This window comes from Microbacterium sp. NPDC012755 (assembly GCF_042901325.1).
GTDB lineage: Bacteria > Actinomycetota > Actinomycetes > Actinomycetales > Microbacteriaceae > Microbacterium > Microbacterium natoriense.
Genome location: NZ_JBIBCT010000001.1, coordinates 882,650 through 904,259, shown reverse-complemented (window position 1 = coordinate 904,259; position 21,610 = coordinate 882,650). Strand labels below are relative to the sequence as shown.

Sequence of the window (21,610 nt, the reverse complement as noted above, 5' to 3'; positions counted from 1 at the left end):
GGTTCAGCCGCCCTGGCGCGTGTACGTCCCGCGCATGAGCGGGGCGGGCTCGGCATCCGGTGGCGCAGCCGTGTCGAGCTCGATCGCAAGACGTTCGCCGTCTCGGCGCAGCCGCATGATCGTGCGCCCGCGCGCGGAGCGTCGGTCGAGCACGAGCTCGTCGCCCTCCCACGCGGCCGTGCCCGGGGTCTCCGGCACGAAACCGTAGGAGTCGAACCACCAGAAGCCGGCGGAGGAGATCACGGCGTGGGCGATGAGGTGACCGGCATCCTGGATCTCCACGTAGTCGAGGAGGATGCCGTCGGGTCCCGGCTCGACCGTGAGTGCTCCTCGCGCCGAACCGGCTGCGGTCCATGCGGTGGCGAAGAGCTCTTCGTCGCCCGACCAATCGCCGAGCAGGGACGTGTATCGCTGGTCAGGGGCCATGTGAAGAGCGTACTGACCTGACGTGTGGAAGATGCGAGGTGCCTCAGGGGGGCGTCGGACGTCGTGGACCGGCTCACAGATGTCTGCGGTGCTCCTCCATGATCTGAAGGACGTCTGGATGCCCGCTGCTCCAGTCACCGCTCAGCGCGAGAGTCGTGGTGACGGAGTTCGGCTCGTCGATCCCCCGCAGAGTCATGCAGCCGTGGCTCGCTGTCAGGGCGACAGCGGCGCCGACGGGTCGCAGCTCTCGGTCTATGGTCGCTGCGGTGTCCCGGCCGAGCGACTCTTGGACCTGCAAGCGCGCGGCATAGATACGTAGCAGTCGGACGAGCTTCGAAAGGCCTACGACTTCGCCACGCTCAGCATCCGGTCGATACGCGACAGTGGCGACGCCTTCGATTGGCAGAAGATGATGCGCGCACGTCGAGGAGAACCGAACGCCGGAGACGACCACCAGCCCCGGGTCTCCTTCTACCGGGAAGCGGGTTTCAAGCACGCGGGCGGGTTCTTCTCCGTACCCCGCTGTGCGGCGGACCCAGGCGCGGACGACCCGTTCCGGAGTATCAGCGGTGTGGGCTCCCTCGTCGAGGTTCATCGCGGACATGAACGACCTGATGGCCTCCGTCGCAGCGGTCAGGTCGATCCCTCTCGTGTTCATATCCGGGGCCGTATCCCTCGCTTCGATCATCGGTTCAATGGCCACGTTCTTCTCCCCAAGCCAATACATGCAGCCGGTGCGTCACGTTGACGCCCGCCTCAATCGCCCACGCGCAGACATCCGGCCAGCGGCGGTCGAGCGTCGCAGTGTCGACTCCTTCGGGCATCACCCAAATTCGTTGCCGGTTCCACCCTGACGAGGCGGCTATCGCGGACGCCTCGATCACATCGTCCCGGGTCTCTACGACGATCTTCAGGTGTGCGTTCGATCTCGATGCCACATCGCTCCAGCCGTTCGCTAGGGCCGGAGTCATCCGGCCCTTCTGCGCGTGGGCGTGCGCGAGCTTCGGCGACACGACGAATAGATCAACGAGGCCTTCGACTTCAGGGGTCGGTACTATCGTGCCATTGGTCTCGATGTGCACCTGCGTTCCGCGGTCTCGGATCATGCGCAGCAGCGCCGGGAACGCAGCCCGTTCCTGATACAGCAGCGGTTCACCGCCGGTGACGACGCAGATGGGCGCGCTAGGCAGACGATCCATGATCGTAGGCACCTCCATTCCGGTGATCTGTTCCCGGAGGTCGAATCGAGAGCCGTCCCACGTATATGCGGAGTCGCACCAGGTGCAGGCGAGGTTGCACCCGCCCAGCCGAACGAAGGAACTTAGTTGCCCGGAAGCGGGCCCTTCCCCCTGGATGGTTGGCCCGAAGACTTCGACGATGGGCAGTTCGTTCACGCCAGCACCACCGTGGCCCAGGTCTTCGGCGTCTCAGAAACCGAGACGCTCACCTCCTCGATGTTTTCGCGTCCAGGGACGAGGATCATCTCGCCGGCACGTCTGGCGATGAACATCGCCAGACGTTCGGCGGTGGGGTTGGTGTCGATGACCGCGTTGAGATCTCGGTGGTCGAGTGTCGTATCGATCCAGGTCTTCACCGGGGCGAGGTCGCCGTAGTCGATCACGAACCCGGGCTCCACGACGGTGCCACGGACCGTGATGCGCACAACATAGTTGTGCCCATGCAGGCGAGCGCACTGGTGCTCTTCAGGCAGGCCGCTCAGGCGGTGGGATGCGGAGAACTCGAAGTCCTTGCTGATGGACGCCTTCATGATTGCTCCGCCGTTTCATAGACGGTCGGGTCTTCCACGCCCGCGAGGATGAACGATGCGCGTCGCTCCGCGCAGGTTCCGCATTCACCGCAATGCTCGTCGCCGCCTTCGTAGCAGGACCACGTCAGCTCGAATGGGGCGCCAAGAGACGAGCCCATACTCACGATGTCCGCCTTGCTCATGCTGACGAACGGAGCGCGAATCGTCACCGCTCCGTCGGTGCCCAAGTGCGCTGTCTGGGAAGCTGAGACGATGAACTCCGGACGGCAGTCCGCGTAGAGCGCATGATCGCCAGAATGTACTGCGGTCCACACCTCCGCGACGTCGTTCGCTTGTGCGATGCCGACCGCTGCCATCAGGAATGTGGCGTTTCTGTTGGGGACGACGGTGACCGCCATGTTCTCGGCGTCGTAGTCTCCATGCGGAACGGCGATGCTCTCATCGGTGAGCGCCGAGCCCCGTAACGAGCGTCCCCAGGATCGCAAATCGATGACGACGTGCGGAACGCCGTATCGCTCGGACACTGCGCGTGCCGCCGCCAGCTCTCGGACGTGCCTCTGACCGTAGTCGACCGAGATAGTGAGAGCCGGTTCGTGCTCACGAGCGGCCACCGCCAGTGCGGTCGTCGAATCGAGTCCTCCTGACAGGAGTATGGCGACGCGAGTCATTTTCATCCTCATTTCCGTGTTCGTGGACAACAGGTTCAGGTGGCGGCTCAGGGCGCCTCGCCGGCATCCTCCGGCACCGGTCGGTCCTCTTCGTGATCTTCTTCGCCGGGGCCCGGCAGGAAGCGGTTCGCGACGGGGATCCAGGTGAGCATCATGACCAGCAACACCGCGCCGATAGCGATGACTGTCAGGGCGGGGCTCGCGTCTGCTCCCCAGCCGATCAGCGGGTTGACGACGATTCCGACAATGCTCCCGACCGAACTCGCGACGTTGAGAACGGTGGCTCGCCGCGCGCGAGGGATCACGCGGTTGGCAACCGCCATCGTGATGGGACCCCGAGCATTCATACCCAGGACCACGAGCACGAATCCGAAGACGACGGCCACCGGGTGCGGTGTGGCCATCAGAAAGAAACCTCCTGCCCCGTAGCCCATTGCGAAGAGCAGCGCATACTTGCGGCCGATCCGCTTCTCGATCGAGCCGGCGAAGTGGTTGTAGCCGGCCGCGCACAGCTGGGCGAGGGCGCCGATCACTCCCCAGAGTGCGACGGGTATCTGAGTTCCCTCGAAGAGCGGCTGGTTGAGGGTGAAGGCAGAGTTGAACAGCACGAACGAGGCACTGGACGCTACCGCGACGTAGAGCAGAATCGGGGAGGTGAACAGCAGACGGATGCCGATGCCGAGGGCGGCGAACGCGGTCTCGGCATCGGCATCCGCGTCCTGCACTGGCCTCTGCGAAGGGATGAAGAATGCGACAACAGCCGCGGCGGCGGCGGTGATGGCGGCGGCGAGCGCTGGCCAGGAGATATCGATCGACGCGAGGTAGCCTCCGATGATCGCGCCGATGACTCCGGAGATCAGTTGAAGCGCACTGAGATGGCCCCACACTCCCACTGACTGAGAGTCCGCGTCCTCGCCCATCGAATCGTAGATGTACGCGTCCTGCGCGCCGGTGAGCATTGCGATACCGAAGCCGCTGACCATGAAGGACATCGCGAACATGAAGAACGTCGTCCCCCCGGCGAAGAGGATCTCCGCGATCGCGTGCAGGACGAAGCCGCTCATGATGACCCAGCGGCGATCGATGCGGTCGGAGATCAACCCCGCAGGCACCTCTGCGACGAGGATGCTGGCGACGAGGATGCTCTCAAGAAGAAAGATGTCCCCGAGCGACAGACCTCGCCCCTGAAGGAAGAGGGCGCTCACTGGGACGTAGAAGCCCAGACCCGCGATCATAGTGGCGAGCGCGATCGGCGCAAGCGCACGGTTTCTCCACACGAGCGCAGCGGGCGGGGTACTCGGCGTTGTCATCATGGTTCAACTCGCATCCAGGACGGTGACGTGGCGGTCAGCGAATCGCGAGCGCAGCAGACCGAGGTCGGCCGGATCGATGCGTCGGCGTTCGACTCGGGGGGTCAGAGACGTCGAAGCGCCGTCGAGCAGGCGGCGGCCGAGCCAGTTCGCACGCATCCGTGTCGACTCGAAGCCGATCGCGAGCGAGCCTTCGAGTGAGAGCGTGGCCTTCTCCACCGCGGTCGAATCGTTTAGGTCCTCATCCCAGGCCTTCTCCAGTGACGACTCGATCCTCCGTATCGTGTTCTCCACCGACGCCGGTGCGCACGATGCGTAGGCGGACCAGACGGCACAATCCGAGAAGACGGAACGGTAGGTGTGGCATGAATAGGCTCCCTCGGAACCTTCGAATGCTCGCTGAAGCACTCCATTGACGCTCCCACCGACGAGGCGATTCATCACCGCGAGCGGCAGATCGTCCGCGGGTGTCCTATCGGGAAGCAACCACGTCACGAGCACGTGGCTTCGGGGCGATCTGGAGCGGTGGTGCGCTGAGGTGGCTTGAGCGCGGGGAGGGATGAGACCGATGGCGGGATGATCCGGCACCTGTTCCGGCATGTCCAGACTGCCGAGCGCATCACGCGCCTCAGCGGGATCGACACCGCCGGATACGACGAAAAAGCTCTTGCTGCGTGACTGGCGCCGGTGTTCACGTGCGGCGTCTTCGACAGAAAGGTCTCGGATATCCTGCGTTCTTCCCCGGGCAGGATAAGCCAACGGGTGATCACCGAGGAGGCTGGACAGCGCCAGATCGTGGATGTGGGTGGCCGGGTCGCCGTGAGCCTGTTCGATCTCGTCTACGATCCTCGTCTTCTGGAGCTCGACGGCTTCGGATGTGAAGTCAGGAACGGCGAACCCCTGCTGGAGGAGACCGAGCACGTGCTTCCAGCGCCTGGCAGGAACGGTGGCCGCGTACAGCGTGTACTCCGGGGTGGTCACGGCCTCGGCGCGACCACCCTGCGTATCCGCCTCCATGAGCAGGCTGGAGCCTTCGCGGGTCCGGGTACTGGATACGAGATGCTCGACGAGATGTGCGCTTCCTCTCGCCTGTGGCGCTTCATTCCTGCTACCCGATGCCACCCAGAGCGATACCGTGACGGACTCCAGGTGCGGAAGAGGGTCCACCATCACAGTGCCTGCGGGAAACGTTGCGCTCGTCATAGGGGCACCGCGCAGAACGCCTCGACGTATGTTCCTCGGCCCGAGGTCGAGCCCCGGTATCTGTTCAGCCCAGTTGCCCCATCTGCATAGTCGCGTCTCGCCGTCTGCGACGCGAAGTACTCGATCGCTGCGCGCTTGGTCTCGATCTCCGTCGAGATGTCTTCGAACAACAGCGGTCGTTGCATCGGCGTCCACACCTCGTAGCCGAGAACGGTGCAGGTCGACCCTGTGGAGAGCTTTGCGCTGCCCACGATCTGCGCGACCGTGGCGTGGTCGGGATCCTGTTCCTCTGGGTGCGGGATGAAGACGATCTCGGGACGCATCGTGGTGAGCCACTCTCCCACGATGTCGACGACTGCCGCATCGCGGATGAGTGGATGAGCTCGTAGAGAGGCCCAACCTGCCTCACGTGCGCCCAGAAGCCCCCACGCTCCGCGGGCTTCCTCGCGCCGCAGTTGATGCGCCTCGTCATCTGGGTCCCGCGTGAGCACGCCGACGAAGACATCAGCGCCCTGGCGCGCATACTTCGCGATCATCCCGCCGCATCCGATGGTCTCGTCGTCGGCGTGCGCAGCGATCACCAGGCGGGACTTCACTCGCGTGCCTCCTTCTGCGACTGAGGGTGATGCTCTTCCACACCCGCGGTCGCGCGGGCGTAACCGGCGGCGAACGAGATGTTGGAGACGAGTCCGTACAGGGCGTCTCTGAATCCGTATCGCTTCGCGGTCGGCATCAATCCGCGCAGCGCGCCTAACCGAGACACGGGACGGTATCCCTCGAGGTGGAGCGACACGCCTTGGCGGTGACCCTGTCCGTAGCGGAATGACGACACGAGGTCGCGCCTGATGCTCAGCGCATCGTGGAGCACGACGGCGTCGCGCAGGCGCCTCACGCCGAGCCCTGCCTTCTTGGCCCGCACCGTGAGGTCGAAGTCTTCCGTCCAAGCGAGGCGGTCGTCGAAGACGTAGCCGCCGATCCGGTCGCGGATTCTGCGGTCGATGAGCAGAGGAACCTTGAACACCATGTGCGGCGAGTTGGTGTGGCGCGCGCGCACCTTCGACACCAACCGCTCAGACGAGGTGTGGTGGCGGAAGAGAGTGACCCCGCGCACGAGGTCAGCGGATCCAGCCGCTCCCTTGAACGCAGCCAATGTTCCGGGGAGAAAGACGCAGTCGCTGTCCATCATCAAGACGTGATGGGTGCCGGCGGCTTCGATTCCGCGTTCGCATGCTGCAGGCCCGCCAGCATCGGGAAGATCGAGCGTGTCTACGCCCGCTTGTGCCACGGCACGTCTCACCGGCTCCGTGGCGTCGTTGAGAACGACAAGCGGCCGCGCGCCGTCGCAGTCGAACGAGCGGAGGCATCGCGTGATACGGAGGTCGTCGCGCACCGGCACCACGACAGTGATGTCAGCCATCTGCGCCGCCCGCCGCCGCGTCGACGGCCTTCAGCAGGGACTTCACGCGTCTCTCCAGCTCGCCCAGGGAATCAGGCGCGAACAGCGGAGCGTCGATGTCTCTATCGTGAGCGGTCGCTAGGGTCGCCTCGCGGTATGTAGCTGCCGAGGGCGCCTGGAATCCTGGCTTCTTGAGCTCCCGGGCCACGCGGCTCACCGTCTCCCAGTATCCGCCGCCGACCGGGTGCCCGAGCAACACTACTGCCGAGTAGTCGTCGGAGTGCGCGCGGAGGTACGCCTCGATGCGCTCACCAGTCACGGTGCGGAACTCCTCGGTCATCGCCCGACGCTGTTCGTCAGACTGATCCTGGGCCAGGTCGACGTAGTCGTAGCTGCAGAAGAACTCGTTCAGTTGATATTCGAAAGGAACGACTCCGACGTTGGAGATGATTGCGCGATGGATACGCGGGAACTGGTCGGTGATGCCTCGCAGCTGAGAGATGAAGTGCGAGAAGTCGTAGGGTTTCGCCCAGGAGCAGGGGTGGAGTAGGAGTATGTCTTTCCCAGGTGGGGGCGCGTAGGAATCGGATGCGAAAAAGCTCTGCCAACTGATCGCTTCCGGCTCGAGGATGTAGGCCCTGCCCACCCCGCGGCGGTACTCGGCAGGAGCGAATGTCCCGAGCGGCGTCCTTGCAAGCACGTACTCGGGGAAGTGCGGGTACGGCGACACCGCCTCGGGCGTGAACTCGCGTGCGTTGCTGCGGACTTCGGTTCTGACGGCCCCCAACGACGATGCGGCGGAGGAGAGGATGCCTGTCACGTCGGCTCCCCCAGATGTGAAGATCTCGAAGACGGCTCGGCTCTCGTCAGGCCAGATGTGGAGTGAGCAGTGGGAATCGTCGAGGATTGCGACGAGTGAGCGGCCGTGACGACCGAAGTCATACTCGGTCATGAGGCGTGCGGGCGCTCCCAGTGCCTCGCAGGCGCTGCCGATGATCGACCTTGCGCCGCTGCGCGATGAGAGCGCGCGAGGATCACACCTCTCAAAGACTGAGTGGACCGTCTTGGCTGCGATCATCTTCCCAACGCTCACGATCGGTCCGATCCGGAACCCGACCGCAGTTCTGCGACCCAGCCCTCTCCGGCGATCGCGTCCAGGCCCATCATGCGGGCGCTGCGGATCGCGTCCGCCGGCGAATAGACCATGGGCTCTCCTGCTGCGTTGAACGAGGTGCATGTCACGGCTTCCGGTCCGCTCGTGGCCTTCGCAAGCTGGCGGATCACGTCTCCATAGGCGTGCTGGTCGGGACGGGCGACGTGGGGACGGGCGGTCCCGTCCACGTGAGTGACTCCGGCGAGCCCCGTGGCTTCGGGGGAAACAGTGGCCGCCATGAGCATGTACGCATTGGGTACACCAACGAACGAGCGCGTATGCTCGACGTCGGTCACGGAAGGAGCGAGAGGGCGCCACGTCTCTCTGCCTTTCAGCAGATTCACCCTGTCTCTCGTACGCGTCGATGAGGGGCGTGCGAGGATCGCTCTCGCCCCGAGGGCACGGGGGCCGATCTCGGCCCGACCGTTTACCCATCCGATGATCTGTCCTTCCGCGAGACGGAGCGCGAGGTCGTCTGCGTCAGCGTCCTTGAGGGACAGCTCTGTCCCGGCCGTGCGCGCGAAGTCGTCGGCGGAGAATGCTCGTCCCTGCAGAGCGGAAGTCGTCGATCGAATCGCTCCGTGTCTGGACGCGGCAGAGGCTGCGGCGCCGATGGCGATTCCCGTATCGCTGGCGCAGGGTGGCACGATGAGGAGCTGACCTCGTTCGGCGAGCGACGTCGCCAGCCGACCGTTGTTGGTGCAGTTCAAGGCTGTCCCCCCGGCAAGCACCACGGTTGGTGCGTCGCAGTCGCGAACGAGGTCATGGATTCTCATCTCAAGGGCGCGCTGCGCCAGGGCAGCGAGTCGAGCCCGCTCGACGAAAGTTCGAGGGTGGTCGCGCCCGTCCAGGAGGTGGGAGTGCCAGCCTCGGATCACTTCCATGAAGTCGCGTGTGAGCTCGGGTAGTTCGTCTGCAGCATCCTCTGCGGCGAGAAGGGACGCCAGACGCGCGGCGGTCTCGACGGGTACGGCTTCCGGGTCGGCATAAGAGGCGAGTCCCATGAGCTTTCCCTCTTCGCCCCAGCTGAATCCCGCGAGGGTCGTGGCCGCTTCGTAGAAGAAACCGATGGATGACTCGAATGTGAAAGAAGTCTTATATTCAAGAGTGTCGTGCTTGAATATGAATCGTCCGCCTGACGTGCTTTCCCCTGAGCCGTCGACGACCACGACATCGCACTGTACTCGACGCTCCTCGGGAGTGAAGACGATACCTGACCACGCATGCGCCTCATGATGTGCAATGAATTCGACATCGACATTGTTCCGGACTTTCAGGCCACATGACCTCAGATGCGCAATTATCCGGCGCTTCTGCTCGGCGGGGTCGAGTCGGAAGGGGGAGGGGCGCCATGGGTACGCGATCACGTCGATGTCATCGGCGGCATGGCCGCCGATGTCGAGTACTTCTTTCACGGAGAGTTCAGGCTTGGCGTGGATCGCACGTTTCGACCTGGTCAGTCGTTCCTCTTCGACCGCTGCGATGAGCTCTCCGTCTCGGAGGAGAGCACTTCCGGCGTCGTGGTCAGCGCCGAAGTAGCCGTTCACGCCGAGAACGAGCATGAGTCAACGCCTTTCTTCGAGCGGGGATGAACGGCCGGTGGCCGTTCATCCCCGCGGTTGTGCTTCGATCACAGCTTCGCGAAGGAGATTCCACCGAAGAACGTCGACTCCGTGTCGTCGACGACTCGAGTGTCCTCCCACGTGAAGTCAGATTCGAACGTTGCGAGATCCTGCGCATTTTCCTGCTTTGCCATGTCACACCTCCTTACGAATTTTCGTTTATGCAACGTAACAGACAGCAGTGAGCGGATTTGTCCCCCATTTGGGGGACAAATCCGCAATGAATATTGGTACTACAGCATTCAGCGACTCCCGTTTGGGCGTTTTGTGCCGAATGGTAGGCGGTTCAGGCGGAGGGCGACAGAAGTCGCGAAACTCGTGGCCGCGAGTGTGGAGCCGGGGGGGCGAGGATGCGCAACCGAGAGTCGTGTCTCCGCTCGCGCATGCGGGGAGGGAATTCTTTTCGGTGCGACGCCGCGGGCCGGGTGCACAGGGAACGAGACGACGGAGAAACCGCATCATCGCCGAATCTCACGTGAGCACTGAGGTGGAGGGGCTGACGGGAATCGAACCCGCGCTGTCTGCTTGGGAAGCAGAAGTTCTGCCATTGAACTACAGCCCCGGATCGCTCGCCGCGAAGTCGCGGGAACGGGGTACGGCCAGACTACCCGGCGCCCCGTGATTGGCAAAACGGCGCGGATGCCGTCGCCAACTGCGAGCCGTGGAGCCGCGTGGCGTGGTGGGGCTGTGAGCCGAGGGGGCGTCACGTCGACGGGGTGCGTCATGTCGACGGAGGCGCCAGAACTCCGGAGATCCGCGGCAGACGGAGGGGATTGGAGGCTGGAGAGGTCGGAGAAGGCCGAGACTCCGGAGTTCTGGCGGAGGCGGGGCCGAGAGGACGGCGTCATCGGTCGAGGACGTCCTGGCCCCGCCGAGTAGGCTGGTCGCGTGCTTCTCAGCGATCGCGACATCAGGGCAGAACTCGCATCCGGCCGGATCGGCCTCGAACCGCACGCGCCGGAGATGATCCAGCCGTCGAGCATAGACGTGCGGCTCGACCGCTACTTCCGCCTCTTCGACAATCACAAGTACCCCTTCATCGACCCGTCCGTCGATCAGCCGGAGCTGACGCGTCTGATCGAGGTCGACCCCGACGAGCCGTTCATCCTGCACCCGGGGGAGTTCGCCCTCGGGGCGACGTTCGAGCAGGTCACGCTCCCCGACGACATCGCCGCACGCCTCGAAGGAAAGTCGTCCCTCGGTCGGCTGGGCCTCATCACCCACTCGACGGCGGGATTCATCGACCCGGGCTTCACCGGCCACGTGACCCTGGAGCTCGCGAACGTCGCGACCCTTCCGATCAAGCTGTGGCCGGGCATGAAGATCGGCCAGCTCTGCTTCTTCCGTCTGACCTCTCCCGCCGAGAACCCCTACGGCTCCGGCCCCTACGGCAACCGCTACCAGGGGCAGCGCGGGCCGACGGCATCCCGCTCGTTCCAGAACTTCCACCGCACGAACGTCGGGACCACCGACGTCGGGGCGCTCGGGGGATGACGGGGCCCGAGCGGCCGGAGGACGTCTACCGGCCGCCCGCAGCGCCGACGCCGCCGGTGGAGTCCGACGGCGATGACGCCGAGGAATCGCAGGAGGTCGCCCGCGTCCGGCGACGCAGCCGTGTGGTGGTGATCACGGTGATCGCCGCGAGCGCGACGCTGCTGCTCGGCCTGACGGTGGCGATCGTGATGCTGACCACCGGCCTGCTCAGCGCGATCGGTGATCGCGGAGGGGATGCCGACACGGAGAAGCCGGCCGTCGTCGAGCAGGAGCCCGACGACCCGCAGCCCGTGCGCGCCGGAGAATGCGGCGAGCTGTGCGGTGCGCTGGAGTCGGAGATCGGCGTCGATGCGGGTGCATGGACCGCCGAGGCCGGATGGTCGGATGCCGAGCCCGAGGTCGGGGCGACGGCCGCGGCGACCGCGGTCTTCACGTCGGACCTCGGCACCGGAACGCTCACGGTGCTGCAGTTCGACACCGACGAGCAGGCGGCGCAGGCCGTGAAGGACCTCGGGACGCGCATCGGCGAGCCGGTGTTCCAGACCACGGTGTTCGACGACGGATCCGGCACCCGCTACGACTACGACGGCGCCCTGACCAGCCGGGTGCTGTGGCACCTCGATGCGCAGTCCACTCCGCACGAGGTCGGTCGGCTGTACCTGATCGAGGCTCCGGCCAACGACGCCGCCGATTTCTCCGAGCAGGCCGCGTACCAGCTCTACCTCGCGCTGCCGCTCTGAGCCTCCGCCGCCGCGCGACCCGCTCCCTGAAGCTGCTCGATGACCGCGTCGAGCACGGCGTCCGCCCGCAGGATCCGCGTGTGCCCGAATCCCTCGGTGCGCAGCAGCCGCGAACGCCCCTGGTGTGCGGCGTGCAGACGAAGCGAATCGGCATCCGGCATCCGGCCGTCGGCGCGATCATGCACGACGAGCAGGTCGACGGAGTCCGGGAGCGGATGCCGCACGGCGTCGTATGTCTCCTCGAGCTGCCGTTCGTCGACGCCGAGGCGGTCGCGGAAACGCCGCTCCATCCGCGTCACCGCCGCGGCCGGAAGCCGGAACTCGCGCGCGAACTCCTCGACGAACGCCGCGGGGCTCGCGGCGCCGGAGACGGCGACGACCGTGTCGGTCGGCACGCTCGTGCGCGCAGCGGTCAGTGCGGCCAGGGCGCCAAAGGAGTGGCCGATGATCGCGTCGAAGCGTCCGTACACGGTCTGCAGCTGTTCGGCGGCCTCGATCCAATCGCGCATGTCGGTGCGGCGTCCGGCCGACGAGCCGTGCGCCGGAGCGTCGAAGGAGACCACGCGGAACCCTTCGGCCACAAGCTCGCGCACGAGCGGCGCGAACTGCGAGGCGCGGCCCCTCCAGCCGTGCAGCAGCAGGACGGCGCGCGCGCCCGAGCCCCACTCGTAGGCCGTGATGTCGGCGTCGTTCACGCGCAGGGTCGTGGTCTGCGCATCGGCGTGGGTCGCCTCGTCGCGGGGGTGCACGGGCATCTGCGGCGCCGTGCTGAAGAACGCGCGGTAGGCCAGATCGCCGCCCAGTGACGGGGAGACCGTGGATGCGAGGCGGATGCCGCCGGCGATGAGCTCGGACAGGGAGGGCATGGGGATCCTTCCGACGAAGAATACGAACGATCATACGTATAGTACGCGAACGATCGTTCGTATACTAGGAGCATGTCGGAGATTCTTGACGGGCGCAGGGTCCGCGGCGATGCCTCGCGGCGCGTGGTGCTCGCGAGTGCGACCGACCTCGCCTCGGTCGACGGTCTCGACGGGCTGACGATCGGCCGCCTCGCCGAGGCGTCGGGGTCGAGCAAGAGCAGCATCGCGACCCTGTTCCAGAGCAAGGAAGGGCTGCAGCTCGCGACGATCGCCGCCGCCAGGGAGATCTTCACGACGCGGATCGTGGATGCTGCGCGCACGGAGCCCCGGGGTGCACGCCGCCTCGCCCTTCTCCTGCGCAACGCGCTGATCTACTCGCGCGACCGGGTGTTCACGGGCGGGTGCTTCTTCGCGGCCACCGCGGCCGACGTCGATTCGAAGCCGGGGCCGGTGAGCGACGCCGTGCGCACGGCGCTCGTCGACTGGTACGGCTATGTCGAGGCGCAGGTGCGGCACGCGGTCGCGGCGGGCGAGCTCGTCGTCGACGATCCCGAGGTGCTCGCGTTCGAGCTGATCGCGCTCAACGAGGAGGCGAACTCCCGTTCACTCATGATGCGCGACGAGCGTCCGTACTCGGTCGCCGCCGCGGCAATGCGCGGACGGCTGACGGATGCCGGTGCGGATGCCGCGGTCGTGGGGCTGCTCGACCTCTGAGTCGCGCGCGGAACCGCCGCCGCCCCGTCGGAGGTTGTACGAGGCTCGGGGAGTTTCGTCTCGGTCGCTGCGCGTCGCGCTCAACGACCGGGATGCCCTGGTCGTCGAACGAGCGGAGCGCGTCGACACGGGGCGAGGCTCCGCGTGGGCATGGCGACGCCCCCCGTTCGACGACCGCGGGTCGCGGTGCGTGAGCGAGGGGCGTTGCTAGGCGGGGTCAGGCGTCGCGACCGCGGGAGTAGCCGGCGTCGAAGCCGCGCTCGTACGCGTGCTGCGCGGCGCGGGCCGCACGGTGGTCGCCGTGCCTGTGGTGAGGGCGGCCGTGGCCGAACTCGGGGGCGAAGCGGTGTCCGCGCCCTCCGTCGAAGCCGCGGCGGTGCTCCGCGGGGGAGTCGTGGCCGTTCTCGGCGTCGGCGCCGTGGCGGTGCGCGTGCGCGTGGCCGCAGTCGTCGCCGTGCTCGTCGCCGGGGCCGAAGCCGGGGCCGAACCCTGCGCGGAAGCCGGGGCCGAAACCGGGACCGAATCCTCCGCGGAACGGGCCGAATCCGCGACCGCGTCCGAACGGATGCCCGTGGCGACGGCCGAAGCCGCGGCCTCCGCGGCGACGGGGAAGGGGGGTGTTCTCGTCCCAGCCGAAGGCGCGGGCGATCTGCTCGAGAGTCGCGAGGGTGGTCGCGAGGTCGTCGGGGCTGACGGCATCCGTCACCGTGGCGCGGATGTTGTCGACCAGCGCTGCGAGGCGCTCCTTGGCAGCGCGGCCGTCGTCGGTGAGCGTCCAGCCGTCGGCGGTCTGCTCGACCCAGCCGCGCTCGACCAGTGCACGGACCTTGCCGGGGTGCAGCGGGCGTGACGCGGGGACCGTGCCGTCGATCACGTTGAGCAGGCGCCAGTCGCGGCGGCTCGCTCCTTCGCGCTCGAAGGCGGTGGCGAACTCGGCCGCCATCAGGCGATCGGTCGCGGTGATCCAGTAGCCGAAGGGGCGTGGGTTCTGTGTGTTGTCAGAGGTGTTCATGGTGAAGTCCTTAGATGTCAGTGTGCATGTGCTTGTCACAGTGCATGTATATGTATGGTGACATGAGTTCTAATGCATGTCAAGTCGCATGTAAAATCGAATCGTGAGCGCAGCAGAGAACGATCCGGCAGAGACCATCGCCCAGGCACTGTCGCGGCTGCGCGGCCGGCGACCCGGCGGGCGAGGACCCGGCGGCTGGCACGGCGGACCCCACCCCGAGCACTTCGGCCACGACGACCACGAGGGCAGAGGCGGCCGCGGCGGACACCCCGGCCGCGGCGGCTTCCCCGGCCCCCCGTGGATGACCGACCCCAGCGGGCGCTTCGGCGGTCCCGCCCGGATGCGGATGCTGGAAGCGCTGGCCGCGGCATCCGCTCCGCTCAGCGTGAGCGACCTCGGCGCGGCGATCGGCGTCGATCAGCCGCGTGCCTCCCGCCTCGTGCAGCAGGGCGTCGCGCACGACCTCGTGCGCCGCGAGGCCGACCCCGACGACGCCCGGCGCACGCGCATCGCCCTGACCGATGAGGGCCGTCGCCTCGCACGGGGCATGAGGGGAGAGCGTCGCGAGGTCCTCGGCAAGGCGCTCGCCGCCTTCACCGATGATGAGCGCGCAGAGCTCGCGCGTCTGCTGAACAAACTCGCCGACAACTGGGGGCAGTGAGTCAGGCCCGCCAGGTCGGGGCTCCGGTCACCGGCCGGAGGTCGCCTCGACGGGCTCAGGCGCTGGGAGGCCGGGCGTCCGGGTCATAGGCGGCGAATTCGCCGCGCACCCGATAGGACGGGCCCAGCTCGTCCTGGATGTCATGGACCAGCGCTTCACCTTCGGCGATCCACTGTCGGCCCACGTCTGGATCAGGCCATCGGATCTCGGTGACGGGATCCAAGACCTCCTCCCAGATCTGGTTCCAGGCCTTGAGGCGGCGCCGGACGCCGATCGACAGCGGCAGCCAGCTCAGCATCATCCCGCCGCCGAACCATTCGGGGACGACGACGACGTCCCGCGAGGGGCCGTCCGGCACGGGCATGCGCCGATCCTACGAGCGGCCGGACTTGACCGGCAGCAGGAGCAGGAACCCGGCGATCAGCACGACGACGATGCCGAGGATGCCGAACGCGGTCTGCGAGGTGAGGACGATCAGCAGCGTCCACGCGCCGGACGCCATCCAGCTCGCCGCCCTGCCGGTCGTGGCGTAGAGGCCGAAGATCTCACCCTCGCGCCCCGCGGGGGTGACCCTGGCGAGGAAGGAGCGCGCCGCGGCCTGCGCCGGTCCGACGAACGCGCACAGGACGAGCCCGCCGATCCAGAACACCATCGTGCCGCCGTCGCGCAGGAAGAACACCACGAGGCCGGCGATCGTCATGGACGCCAGCGAGAGCAGGATGATGCGCTTGGGGCCGAACCGGTCGTCGAAGACGCCGGCGATGATCGTGGAGACACCCGCGATGAGGTTCGCCGCGATGCCGAAGATCACGAGCTGCTGGAACTCGAAGCCGAAGACCCTTGAGGCGATCACGGCGCCGAACGTGAACACGCCGCTGAGTCCGTCGCGGAACACCGCGCTCGCGAGCAGGAACCAGAAGGTGTTGCGGGTCTCGGGGGAGCGGTAGAGGCCGGTCACGTCCTTCACGAGGAGGCCGTACGAGGCGAAGAAGCCCACCTTGCGCTCCGGGCGCCCCAGCGACGGCTCCGGCACGTTGAGGAAGATCGGGATGCTGAACACGATCGCCCACACCGCGCACCCGACGGCGATCAGCCGGAACGGCAGGCCGTTGTCGGTGGACATCCCGAACCAGTCGAACGCATCGAGCACGACCACGATCACGAGGGCGATGATGCCGCCGATGTAGCCGAAGCCCCAGCCGAGCCCGGAGATGCGGCCGATCGTCTTCTGGTTGGCGATGCCGATCAGCATCGCGTTGGAGTTCACCGCCGCGATCTCCTGGAACACGGTGCCCGCCGAGATCAGCGCCACCCCCACCCAGAACATGCTCACCTGCGGGGTCACGAACCAGAGCCCGAACATGCTGACGATGAGCGCGCCGGTGCCGATGCCGAGCCACAGCTTCTGCTTGCCCGCGGCATCCGCCCGCTGGCCGAGCACGGGGGCGAGCAGCAGGATCGCGAGCGCCGCGATGGTGCTGCCGAGCCCGAGGCCCGAGGCGAGTTCGGCCTCGGCAGCCACGCGCACCGGGTCCTTCTCGCCGAGGGCGGCGATGTCGGAGGGCAGGAAGTCGGGGCCCACCAGATACAGCGCCGTGAAGATGAACGTGAGGATCACCGAGTTGAACGGCTGCGTCGCCCAGTCCCACAGCGCCCACGAGTAGACCTGCTTCTTCGGAGCAGGGGTGTCGCCGCGCAGGTCGAGGCCGATCACGCCGACGGCGCCGCTCCTCGCGGTCGCCAGGGGTTCGGCGCGCTCTTCGGGTTCGCTCATGAGGGAAGTCTGGCGGCGGCCGGTGAACGGGCGGTGACGGCGCGCCGTGCGGCAGGGCGCACTCGACCAGCGGGGTAGGGTCGACGCATGTCGAGGCGGATGCGATGACGCGAACGGTCGTGCTGTTCGAAGGGGCCAGCGACAGGCTCGCCTTCGAGGCCGCCTCGCGACGACTCGACGTCGGAGTCGACGCGCTCGACCTCGTCGACCTCGACGGGATCACCAATCTGCGCGCCGTGCTCCGCGACCTTCTCGCGCAGACGGACGACGTGCGGGTCCTCGGCCTCTACGACGCCGCGGAGGGCGCCTACGTGCGACGGGTGCTGTCGGACCTCGGGGTGCTCGACTCCACCGCAGACCCCGAGCGCGTCGGATTCTTCGGCTGCGAGCGCGATCTGGAAGACGAGGCGATCGCCGCCGCCGGCCCCGAACTCGTCGTCGAGACGCTGGACGCGCGGGGAGAGCTCGCCCGCTTCCGGGTGTTCCAGGGGCAGCCAGCGCAGCGCGAGCGCGCCGTCGAGGATCAGCTCCACCGGTTCGCGGGAACGGCGGCCGGACGCAAGGCGCGGTTCGCGGCCGACGTGATCGACGCCATCCCCCTGGATCGGATGCCGCGCCCCCTCGTCGCGCTGCTCGATGCCGCGCTCGCCGGATCACAGCGGCCATCTCCTGCGGTCTAGCGGCCCTCGACGCTGATGCGGGGGTCGCGCAGCGTGCGGGCGTAGTCCTCCTTGAGCACGGCGAGGTGCAGCCACGCCTCGATGCGGGTGACGCCGGGCAGGGCGCGCAGCCGTTCGAGGCTTGCGTAGAGGGCTCCGGCCGACGGCTCGACCAGCGTCGCGACGATGTCGAAGCGGCCGAGGGTGCGCGCGGCGAAGTCGACGCCGCGTCCGGTGCGCAGCTCCTGCACGATGGCGGTGTCGTCATCGAGGTTCACCCCGACGCCCATCGACAGCTGCCGGTGCGCGAGGCCTCTCGCCTCCACGGCGCTGATCTTGATGACGCCGCCGTCGATCAGGCGCTGCACGCGAGTGGCGACCGCCGACGGGGAGAGCCGCACGGCCTGGCCGAGGGCGCGGAAGCTCTTGCGTCCGTCGATCTGGAGCTGCTCGATGAGGGCCTCGTCGATCGCGTCGAGGGTGATGTCGCCGTGGTACTCCGAGACGAAGAAGCCCTTGACGACGGTCGAGTAGATGATCGTGTTGATGTCGAGCACCCCGTCGAGGGCCCTGATGCGCGCGAGGAGGTCGTGCAGCTCCGCCATCGAGCCGAGGCGCACCTCGGTGACGAGGTCGTGCGCCCCGCCGACCGAGGAGACGAACACGGTCTCCGTCATGTCGCGCAGCGGCGCGGCGACGACGCCCGCCGCGCCCTCGGTGCGGATCGACACGTGCGCGAGCACGTGCTGTCCGAGGAACACCGGGTCGACGGCGGCGACGACGCGCACGGTGCGGTCGTCGAGCAGCACGCGCAGGCGCGCGGCCACGGCGGCGCGCGTCTGCGAGAGGCGGTCGGCGAGGGAGCGGATGCTGGCGCGTCCGTCCTCCTGCAGTGCGCGGATGAGATCGGCGTCGAAATCCATGGTCGTCCCGAAAGTGCTCGATTACCGGCGAACGCACGCGAGTGCGTACATGAATACAGTGCAGGATGGGCCACGCGTGTCACAAGAGACACTTTTGCCTGTGATAGGTGACAGAACTCCAGTGAATGAGTCTTCTCGCTGGAGTTCTGACCTTGTCGAGGGGCTCAGACGCCCGTAGCATCCTTCGCTATCCGACATCTTCCGCAAAGGAGCGGGCTCCATGAACTCCACCACCACCAGGGCGCGACGCGCAGGCATCGCCGCCTTCGTCGGCACCACCATCGAGTGGTACGACTTCTACGTCTACGCGACGGCCGCGGCTCTCGTGTTCGGCCCCCTGTTCTTCCCGAGCGGCGATCCGCTCGTCGAGACCTCCCGGGCCTTCGCCACCTTCGCCGTCGCGTTCCTCGTGCGTCCGCTCGGCGGCATCATCTTCGGCCACATCGGCGACAAGTTCGGCCGCCGCGTCTCCCTCGTGATCACCCTGCTCATGATGGGCGTCGCCACGGTGCTCGTCGGCTGCCTGCCGACCTTCGCCGACATCGGCATCGCCGCCCCCATCCTGCTCATCATCCTCCGCGCCCTGCAGGGTCTCGCGGTCGGCGGCGAGTGGGGAGGTGCGGTGCTCATGAGCGTCGAGCACGCCCCCGCGGGCAAGAAGACCTTCTACGGCGGCTTCACGCAGCTCGGCAACCCGGCCGGCGCCCTGCTCGCCTCCGGCATCTTCGCGATCATGTCCCGCGGCGGCGACGACTTCATCCTCAACGGCGGCTGGCGCATCCCGTTCCTGCTGTCGATCGTGCTCGTGGGCGTCGGCTTCTGGGTGCGCTACCGCGTCGAGGAGTCCCCGGTGTTCGAGCAGAAGGTCGAGGGCCGCAAGCAGTCCATGCCCCTCGGGTTCGCGCTCCGCGCCAACTGGCTGCCGATCCTCCTCGGCATCGGCATCCTGCCCATCTCCACCGGCGGCTACTACCTCGCCACAACGTTCGCGACCGCCTACGCGACCGGCGAGCCCATCGCCATCAGCGAGCAGGTCATCCTCGACGCCATGACCATCGCCTCCTTCGTGGAGTTCGTCGTCACGCTCCCCGTGGCCTGGCTCGGCGACAAGTGGGGTCGCAAGAACATCATGTACATCGGCCTCGTGACCTCGGTGCTGACGTTCATCCCGTTCCTGCTCGTGATGCCGGGCAGGGTCGAGCCGCTGATCTTCCTGTTCGCCTCGCTGGTGCGCATCGCGATGAGCGCGACGTACGCCCCGATCGCCGCGATCCTCGCGCAGATGTTCCGTCCGCAGGCCCGCTACACCTCGATCGCGCTGTCGTACGGTGTGGGCGCGGCGATCTGGGCCGGGTTCTCTCCCTGGTTCGCCACCCAGCTCGTCGCCTGGACGGGCAGCATCTGGTCGGTCATCGCGATGTTCATCGGCATGGCCGTCATCGCCGGAGTCTGCACCAGACTCGCGCCGCAGCACTCCGACGAGGCTCCCGTCACGGCATCCTTCACCGCCCGCACCGACACGACTGCGAACCCGCTCCCATGAGAAAGCTCTCCCCCTTCGACCGCTCGGCCCAGACCGAGCCCCTCCTGATCACGGCCAGGGCGATCCACACGGCGGATGCCGTCGCCACCACGGCGTCCGCCATGCTGACCGACCGTGGACGGATCGTCGCGATCGGCACCGCGGCCGAGTGCGAGGCCGCCGCCGAGCGCGCCGGCCTCGCCCCGGAGCGGATCGACCTCGGCGATGCCGTGATCGTCCCCGGGTTCGTCGACGCGCACGCCCACCCGCTCATGTTCGGCCAGATGATGACCTGGGTGGACTGCGGACCCGACAGGGCCGGCAGCATCCCCGAGATCGTGGCGCTGCTGCGCGCGGCGGCGGCCGACGCCCCCGAGGGGCGACCGGTGCGCGGCTACGGCTACGAGCAGCGCAACCTCGTCGAGCAGCGGCATCCGACCCGCTTCGAGCTCGACGAGGTGGCCTCCGATCGCGAGGTGTACCTCATGAACGCGTCGGGGCACGGCGGCGTCGTGAACTCGTACACGCTCGCGGCCGGCGGCATCGACCGCGACACCCCGAACCCCGCGGGTGGCGAGTTCTTCCGCGATGCGGACGGCGAGCTGACGGGCGAGCTCTCGGATGCCGCGTGCAACATCCTCACGGGCGTGCACGGCGTGAAGATCGGTCACCACGGACCGAACTTCCACCTCGCCGACGAGCCGGAGGAGCACCTGCGTCAGCTGGATGCCGCCACCCAGCGGTTCCTCGCCGGCGGCGTCACCTCGATCGGCGACTGCCAGGTCACCCGCCGCGAGTTCGACATGTACCTGCGTCTCGCCGAGGCGGGCCGCCTGGAGCTGCGCGTCTCGATGTACCTGCTGTCGCACCTGCTCGACGAGGCCCTGGAGATGGGGCTGGTCGGCCAGTTCGGCAACGCCCACCTCAGCTTCGCCGGCATCAAGTTCTACGCCGACGGCACGCTCGGCGGCTGGACCGCGTACTTCCCCGACGGGTACGTCGGAGACCCGTGCCGCACCGGACAGCTGTACCACGAGCCCGCCGCGTACGCCGAGCTCATCCGCAAGGCGCACGCCGCCGGCCTGCAGACGGCGACGCACGCGCAGTCCCCGACGGCGATCGAGATGGTCGTCTCGGCGATCGAGGCCGCGCTCGCCGAGCGCCCCGACGCCGACGCCCGGCACCGCATCGAGCACTGCGGGCTGCCCACCCCCGAGCAGATCGAGCGCATGGCCGCCTCCGGCATCCGCCCCGTCAACCAGACGCAGCACTACTTCAACTGGGGCGAGGGCGTGGAGCAGGCGATCGGCACCCCCGGCGAGCGGTTCAACCCGCTCGGCGAGTTCGAGCGCGCGGGGGTCGGCTTCACCATCTCCTCTGACGCTCCCGTGGCCGAGCCCATCCCGCTCGAGGCGATCCAGACCGCCGTCACCCGCGTGACGCGCCGCGGCCACACCCTCGGCCCCGACGACCTCCGCATCTCGGCGCTGTCGGCGCTGCGTGCCCACACCATCGAGGGCGCCATCTCGATCGGCCGCGAAGACGACCTCGGCACGCTCGAGGTCGGCAAGTACGCCGACTTCGCCGTGCTGTCCGACGATCCGCTCGCCGTGGCCCCCGAGACGATCTCCGCGATCGTCGTCCGCGAGACCTGGGTCGACGGCACGCGCCGCCACTCGGCGGCGTGAGGGAGGATGCC

24 protein-coding genes and 1 tRNA gene are annotated in these 21,610 nt (G+C 67.5%); 7 read left to right on the top strand and 18 right to left on the bottom strand.

The window, feature by feature from the left end; translation table 11 throughout:
• Positions 1–3 precede the first annotated feature (3 nt).
• From ACFY5A_RS04275 to ACFY5A_RS04215, 13 genes are all read right to left on the bottom strand, one after another.
• Entirely contained in the window at positions 4–426 is a 423-nt protein-coding gene (locus tag ACFY5A_RS04275; RefSeq protein ID WP_341940958.1) for a hypothetical protein, read from the bottom strand.
• 73 nt (positions 427–499) lie between these two features.
• The gene (gene folE, locus ACFY5A_RS04270) at positions 500–1,129 is read right to left on the bottom strand and encodes a GTP cyclohydrolase I (RefSeq protein ID WP_387231997.1); all 630 of its coding nucleotides are present in this window, start codon (positions 1,127–1,129) and stop codon (positions 500–502) included.
• Positions 1,119–1,820 carry a 7-carboxy-7-deazaguanine synthase QueE gene (locus ACFY5A_RS04265; protein ID WP_341940960.1) on the bottom strand — a complete coding sequence of 234 codons (702 nt, stop codon included), beginning with the start codon at positions 1,818–1,820 and terminating at the stop codon, positions 1,119–1,121. The genes folE and ACFY5A_RS04265 overlap by 11 nt, the downstream gene beginning before the upstream one ends.
• Positions 1,817–2,194 carry a 6-carboxytetrahydropterin synthase gene (locus tag ACFY5A_RS04260; RefSeq protein ID WP_341940961.1) on the bottom strand — a complete coding sequence of 126 codons (378 nt, stop codon included), beginning with the start codon at positions 2,192–2,194 and terminating at the stop codon, positions 1,817–1,819. Before ACFY5A_RS04260 ends, ACFY5A_RS04265 begins: the two co-directional genes overlap by 4 nt.
• Positions 2,191–2,868 (bottom strand): 7-cyano-7-deazaguanine synthase QueC, encoded by a 678-nt coding sequence (gene queC / locus ACFY5A_RS04255; RefSeq protein WP_387231994.1) that lies wholly within the window; start codon positions 2,866–2,868, stop codon positions 2,191–2,193. Before queC ends, ACFY5A_RS04260 begins: the two co-directional genes overlap by 4 nt.
• Positions 2,869–2,909: 41 nt before the next feature.
• Positions 2,910–4,172 carry an MFS transporter gene (locus tag ACFY5A_RS04250; protein ID WP_387235883.1) on the bottom strand — a complete coding sequence of 421 codons (1,263 nt, stop codon included), beginning with the start codon at positions 4,170–4,172 and terminating at the stop codon, positions 2,910–2,912.
• 6 nt (positions 4,173–4,178) lie between these two features.
• Positions 4,179–5,342, bottom strand: coding sequence for a pitrilysin family protein (locus ACFY5A_RS04245; protein ID WP_341940963.1), 1,164 nt, complete (start codon positions 5,340–5,342; stop codon positions 4,179–4,181).
• A 29-nt stretch (positions 5,343–5,371) separates the two neighbouring features.
• Positions 5,372–5,971, bottom strand: a complete 600-nt coding sequence (locus ACFY5A_RS04240; protein ID WP_341940964.1) for a PIG-L deacetylase family protein — start codon at positions 5,969–5,971, stop codon at positions 5,372–5,374.
• Positions 5,968–6,792, bottom strand: a complete 825-nt coding sequence (locus tag ACFY5A_RS04235) for a glycosyltransferase (RefSeq protein WP_341940965.1) — start codon at positions 6,790–6,792, stop codon at positions 5,968–5,970. The genes ACFY5A_RS04240 and ACFY5A_RS04235 overlap by 4 nt, the downstream gene beginning before the upstream one ends.
• Positions 6,785–7,849 carry an S-adenosylmethionine decarboxylase gene (locus ACFY5A_RS04230; RefSeq protein WP_387231991.1) on the bottom strand — a complete coding sequence of 355 codons (1,065 nt, stop codon included), beginning with the start codon at positions 7,847–7,849 and terminating at the stop codon, positions 6,785–6,787. Before ACFY5A_RS04230 ends, ACFY5A_RS04235 begins: the two co-directional genes overlap by 8 nt.
• An 11-nt stretch (positions 7,850–7,860) precedes the next feature.
• Complete coding sequence (locus ACFY5A_RS04225) at positions 7,861–9,486, bottom strand: carbamoyltransferase C-terminal domain-containing protein (protein ID WP_387231989.1); 1,626 nt, start codon at positions 9,484–9,486, stop codon at positions 7,861–7,863.
• Between the two features lie 68 nt (positions 9,487–9,554).
• Entirely contained in the window at positions 9,555–9,680 is a 126-nt protein-coding gene (locus ACFY5A_RS04220) for a hypothetical protein (protein WP_341940968.1), read from the bottom strand.
• A 354-nt stretch (positions 9,681–10,034) separates the two neighbouring features.
• Positions 10,035–10,108: transfer RNA gene (locus ACFY5A_RS04215), tRNA-Gly, on the bottom strand.
• Between the two features lie 326 nt (positions 10,109–10,434).
• Between ACFY5A_RS04215 and dcd the strand changes: the two genes are divergently transcribed.
• Both dcd and ACFY5A_RS04205 read left to right on the top strand, forming a co-directional pair.
• Positions 10,435–11,040, top strand: coding sequence for a dCTP deaminase (dcd, locus tag ACFY5A_RS04210; protein WP_105677044.1), 606 nt, complete (start codon positions 10,435–10,437; stop codon positions 11,038–11,040).
• The gene (locus ACFY5A_RS04205) at positions 11,037–11,780 is read left to right on the top strand and encodes a hypothetical protein (RefSeq protein WP_387231987.1); all 744 of its coding nucleotides are present in this window, start codon (positions 11,037–11,039) and stop codon (positions 11,778–11,780) included. The genes dcd and ACFY5A_RS04205 overlap by 4 nt, the downstream gene beginning before the upstream one ends.
• Here ACFY5A_RS04205 and ACFY5A_RS04200 read toward each other — a convergent pair.
• Positions 11,759–12,646, bottom strand: coding sequence for an alpha/beta fold hydrolase (locus ACFY5A_RS04200; protein WP_387231985.1), 888 nt, complete (start codon positions 12,644–12,646; stop codon positions 11,759–11,761). The two genes, ACFY5A_RS04205 and ACFY5A_RS04200, sit on opposite strands and share 22 nt — an antisense overlap.
• 72 nt (positions 12,647–12,718) lie before the next feature.
• Between ACFY5A_RS04200 and ACFY5A_RS04195 the strand changes: the two genes are divergently transcribed.
• Positions 12,719–13,360, top strand: a complete 642-nt coding sequence (locus ACFY5A_RS04195) for a TetR/AcrR family transcriptional regulator (protein WP_387231983.1) — start codon at positions 12,719–12,721, stop codon at positions 13,358–13,360.
• Positions 13,361–13,577: 217 nt separating this feature from the next.
• On the opposite strand, the gene ACFY5A_RS04190 is transcribed toward ACFY5A_RS04195, so the two are convergent.
• The gene (locus ACFY5A_RS04190; RefSeq protein ID WP_387231981.1) at positions 13,578–14,372 is read right to left on the bottom strand and encodes a MarR family winged helix-turn-helix transcriptional regulator; all 795 of its coding nucleotides are present in this window, start codon (positions 14,370–14,372) and stop codon (positions 13,578–13,580) included.
• A gap of 103 nt (positions 14,373–14,475) precedes the next feature.
• Here ACFY5A_RS04190 and ACFY5A_RS04185 point away from each other — a divergent pair, with 103 nt between their 5' ends.
• The gene (locus ACFY5A_RS04185) at positions 14,476–15,033 is read left to right on the top strand and encodes a MarR family winged helix-turn-helix transcriptional regulator (protein WP_341940974.1); all 558 of its coding nucleotides are present in this window, start codon (positions 14,476–14,478) and stop codon (positions 15,031–15,033) included.
• Positions 15,034–15,088: 55 nt separating this feature from the next.
• On the opposite strand, the gene ACFY5A_RS04180 is transcribed toward ACFY5A_RS04185, so the two are convergent.
• The gene (locus ACFY5A_RS04180; protein ID WP_387231979.1) at positions 15,089–15,397 is read right to left on the bottom strand and encodes a hypothetical protein; all 309 of its coding nucleotides are present in this window, start codon (positions 15,395–15,397) and stop codon (positions 15,089–15,091) included.
• Positions 15,398–15,406: 9 nt separating this feature from the next.
• Entirely contained in the window at positions 15,407–16,807 is a 1,401-nt protein-coding gene (locus ACFY5A_RS04175) for an MFS transporter (RefSeq protein ID WP_387231977.1), read from the bottom strand.
• Positions 16,808–16,911: 104 nt separating this feature from the next.
• On the opposite strand from ACFY5A_RS04175, the gene ACFY5A_RS04170 reads away from it, so the two are divergent.
• Positions 16,912–17,487: an ATP-dependent endonuclease gene (locus ACFY5A_RS04170; protein ID WP_341940977.1), complete on the top strand. Its 576-nt coding sequence runs from the start codon at positions 16,912–16,914 to the stop codon at positions 17,485–17,487.
• Here the strand turns inward: ACFY5A_RS04170 and ACFY5A_RS04165 are convergent.
• Positions 17,484–18,389 carry an Lrp/AsnC family transcriptional regulator gene (locus tag ACFY5A_RS04165; protein ID WP_105677054.1) on the bottom strand — a complete coding sequence of 302 codons (906 nt, stop codon included), beginning with the start codon at positions 18,387–18,389 and terminating at the stop codon, positions 17,484–17,486. The two genes, ACFY5A_RS04170 and ACFY5A_RS04165, sit on opposite strands and share 4 nt — an antisense overlap.
• A gap of 220 nt (positions 18,390–18,609) precedes the next feature.
• Between ACFY5A_RS04165 and ACFY5A_RS04160 the strand changes: the two genes are divergently transcribed.
• Both ACFY5A_RS04160 and ACFY5A_RS04155 read left to right on the top strand, forming a co-directional pair.
• Positions 18,610–19,932, top strand: a complete 1,323-nt coding sequence (locus ACFY5A_RS04160; RefSeq protein ID WP_105677056.1) for an MFS transporter — start codon at positions 18,610–18,612, stop codon at positions 19,930–19,932.
• The gene (locus ACFY5A_RS04155) at positions 19,929–21,599 is read left to right on the top strand and encodes an amidohydrolase (RefSeq protein WP_387231974.1); all 1,671 of its coding nucleotides are present in this window, start codon (positions 19,929–19,931) and stop codon (positions 21,597–21,599) included. Before ACFY5A_RS04160 ends, ACFY5A_RS04155 begins: the two co-directional genes overlap by 4 nt.
• Positions 21,600–21,610: the final 11 nt, after the last annotated feature.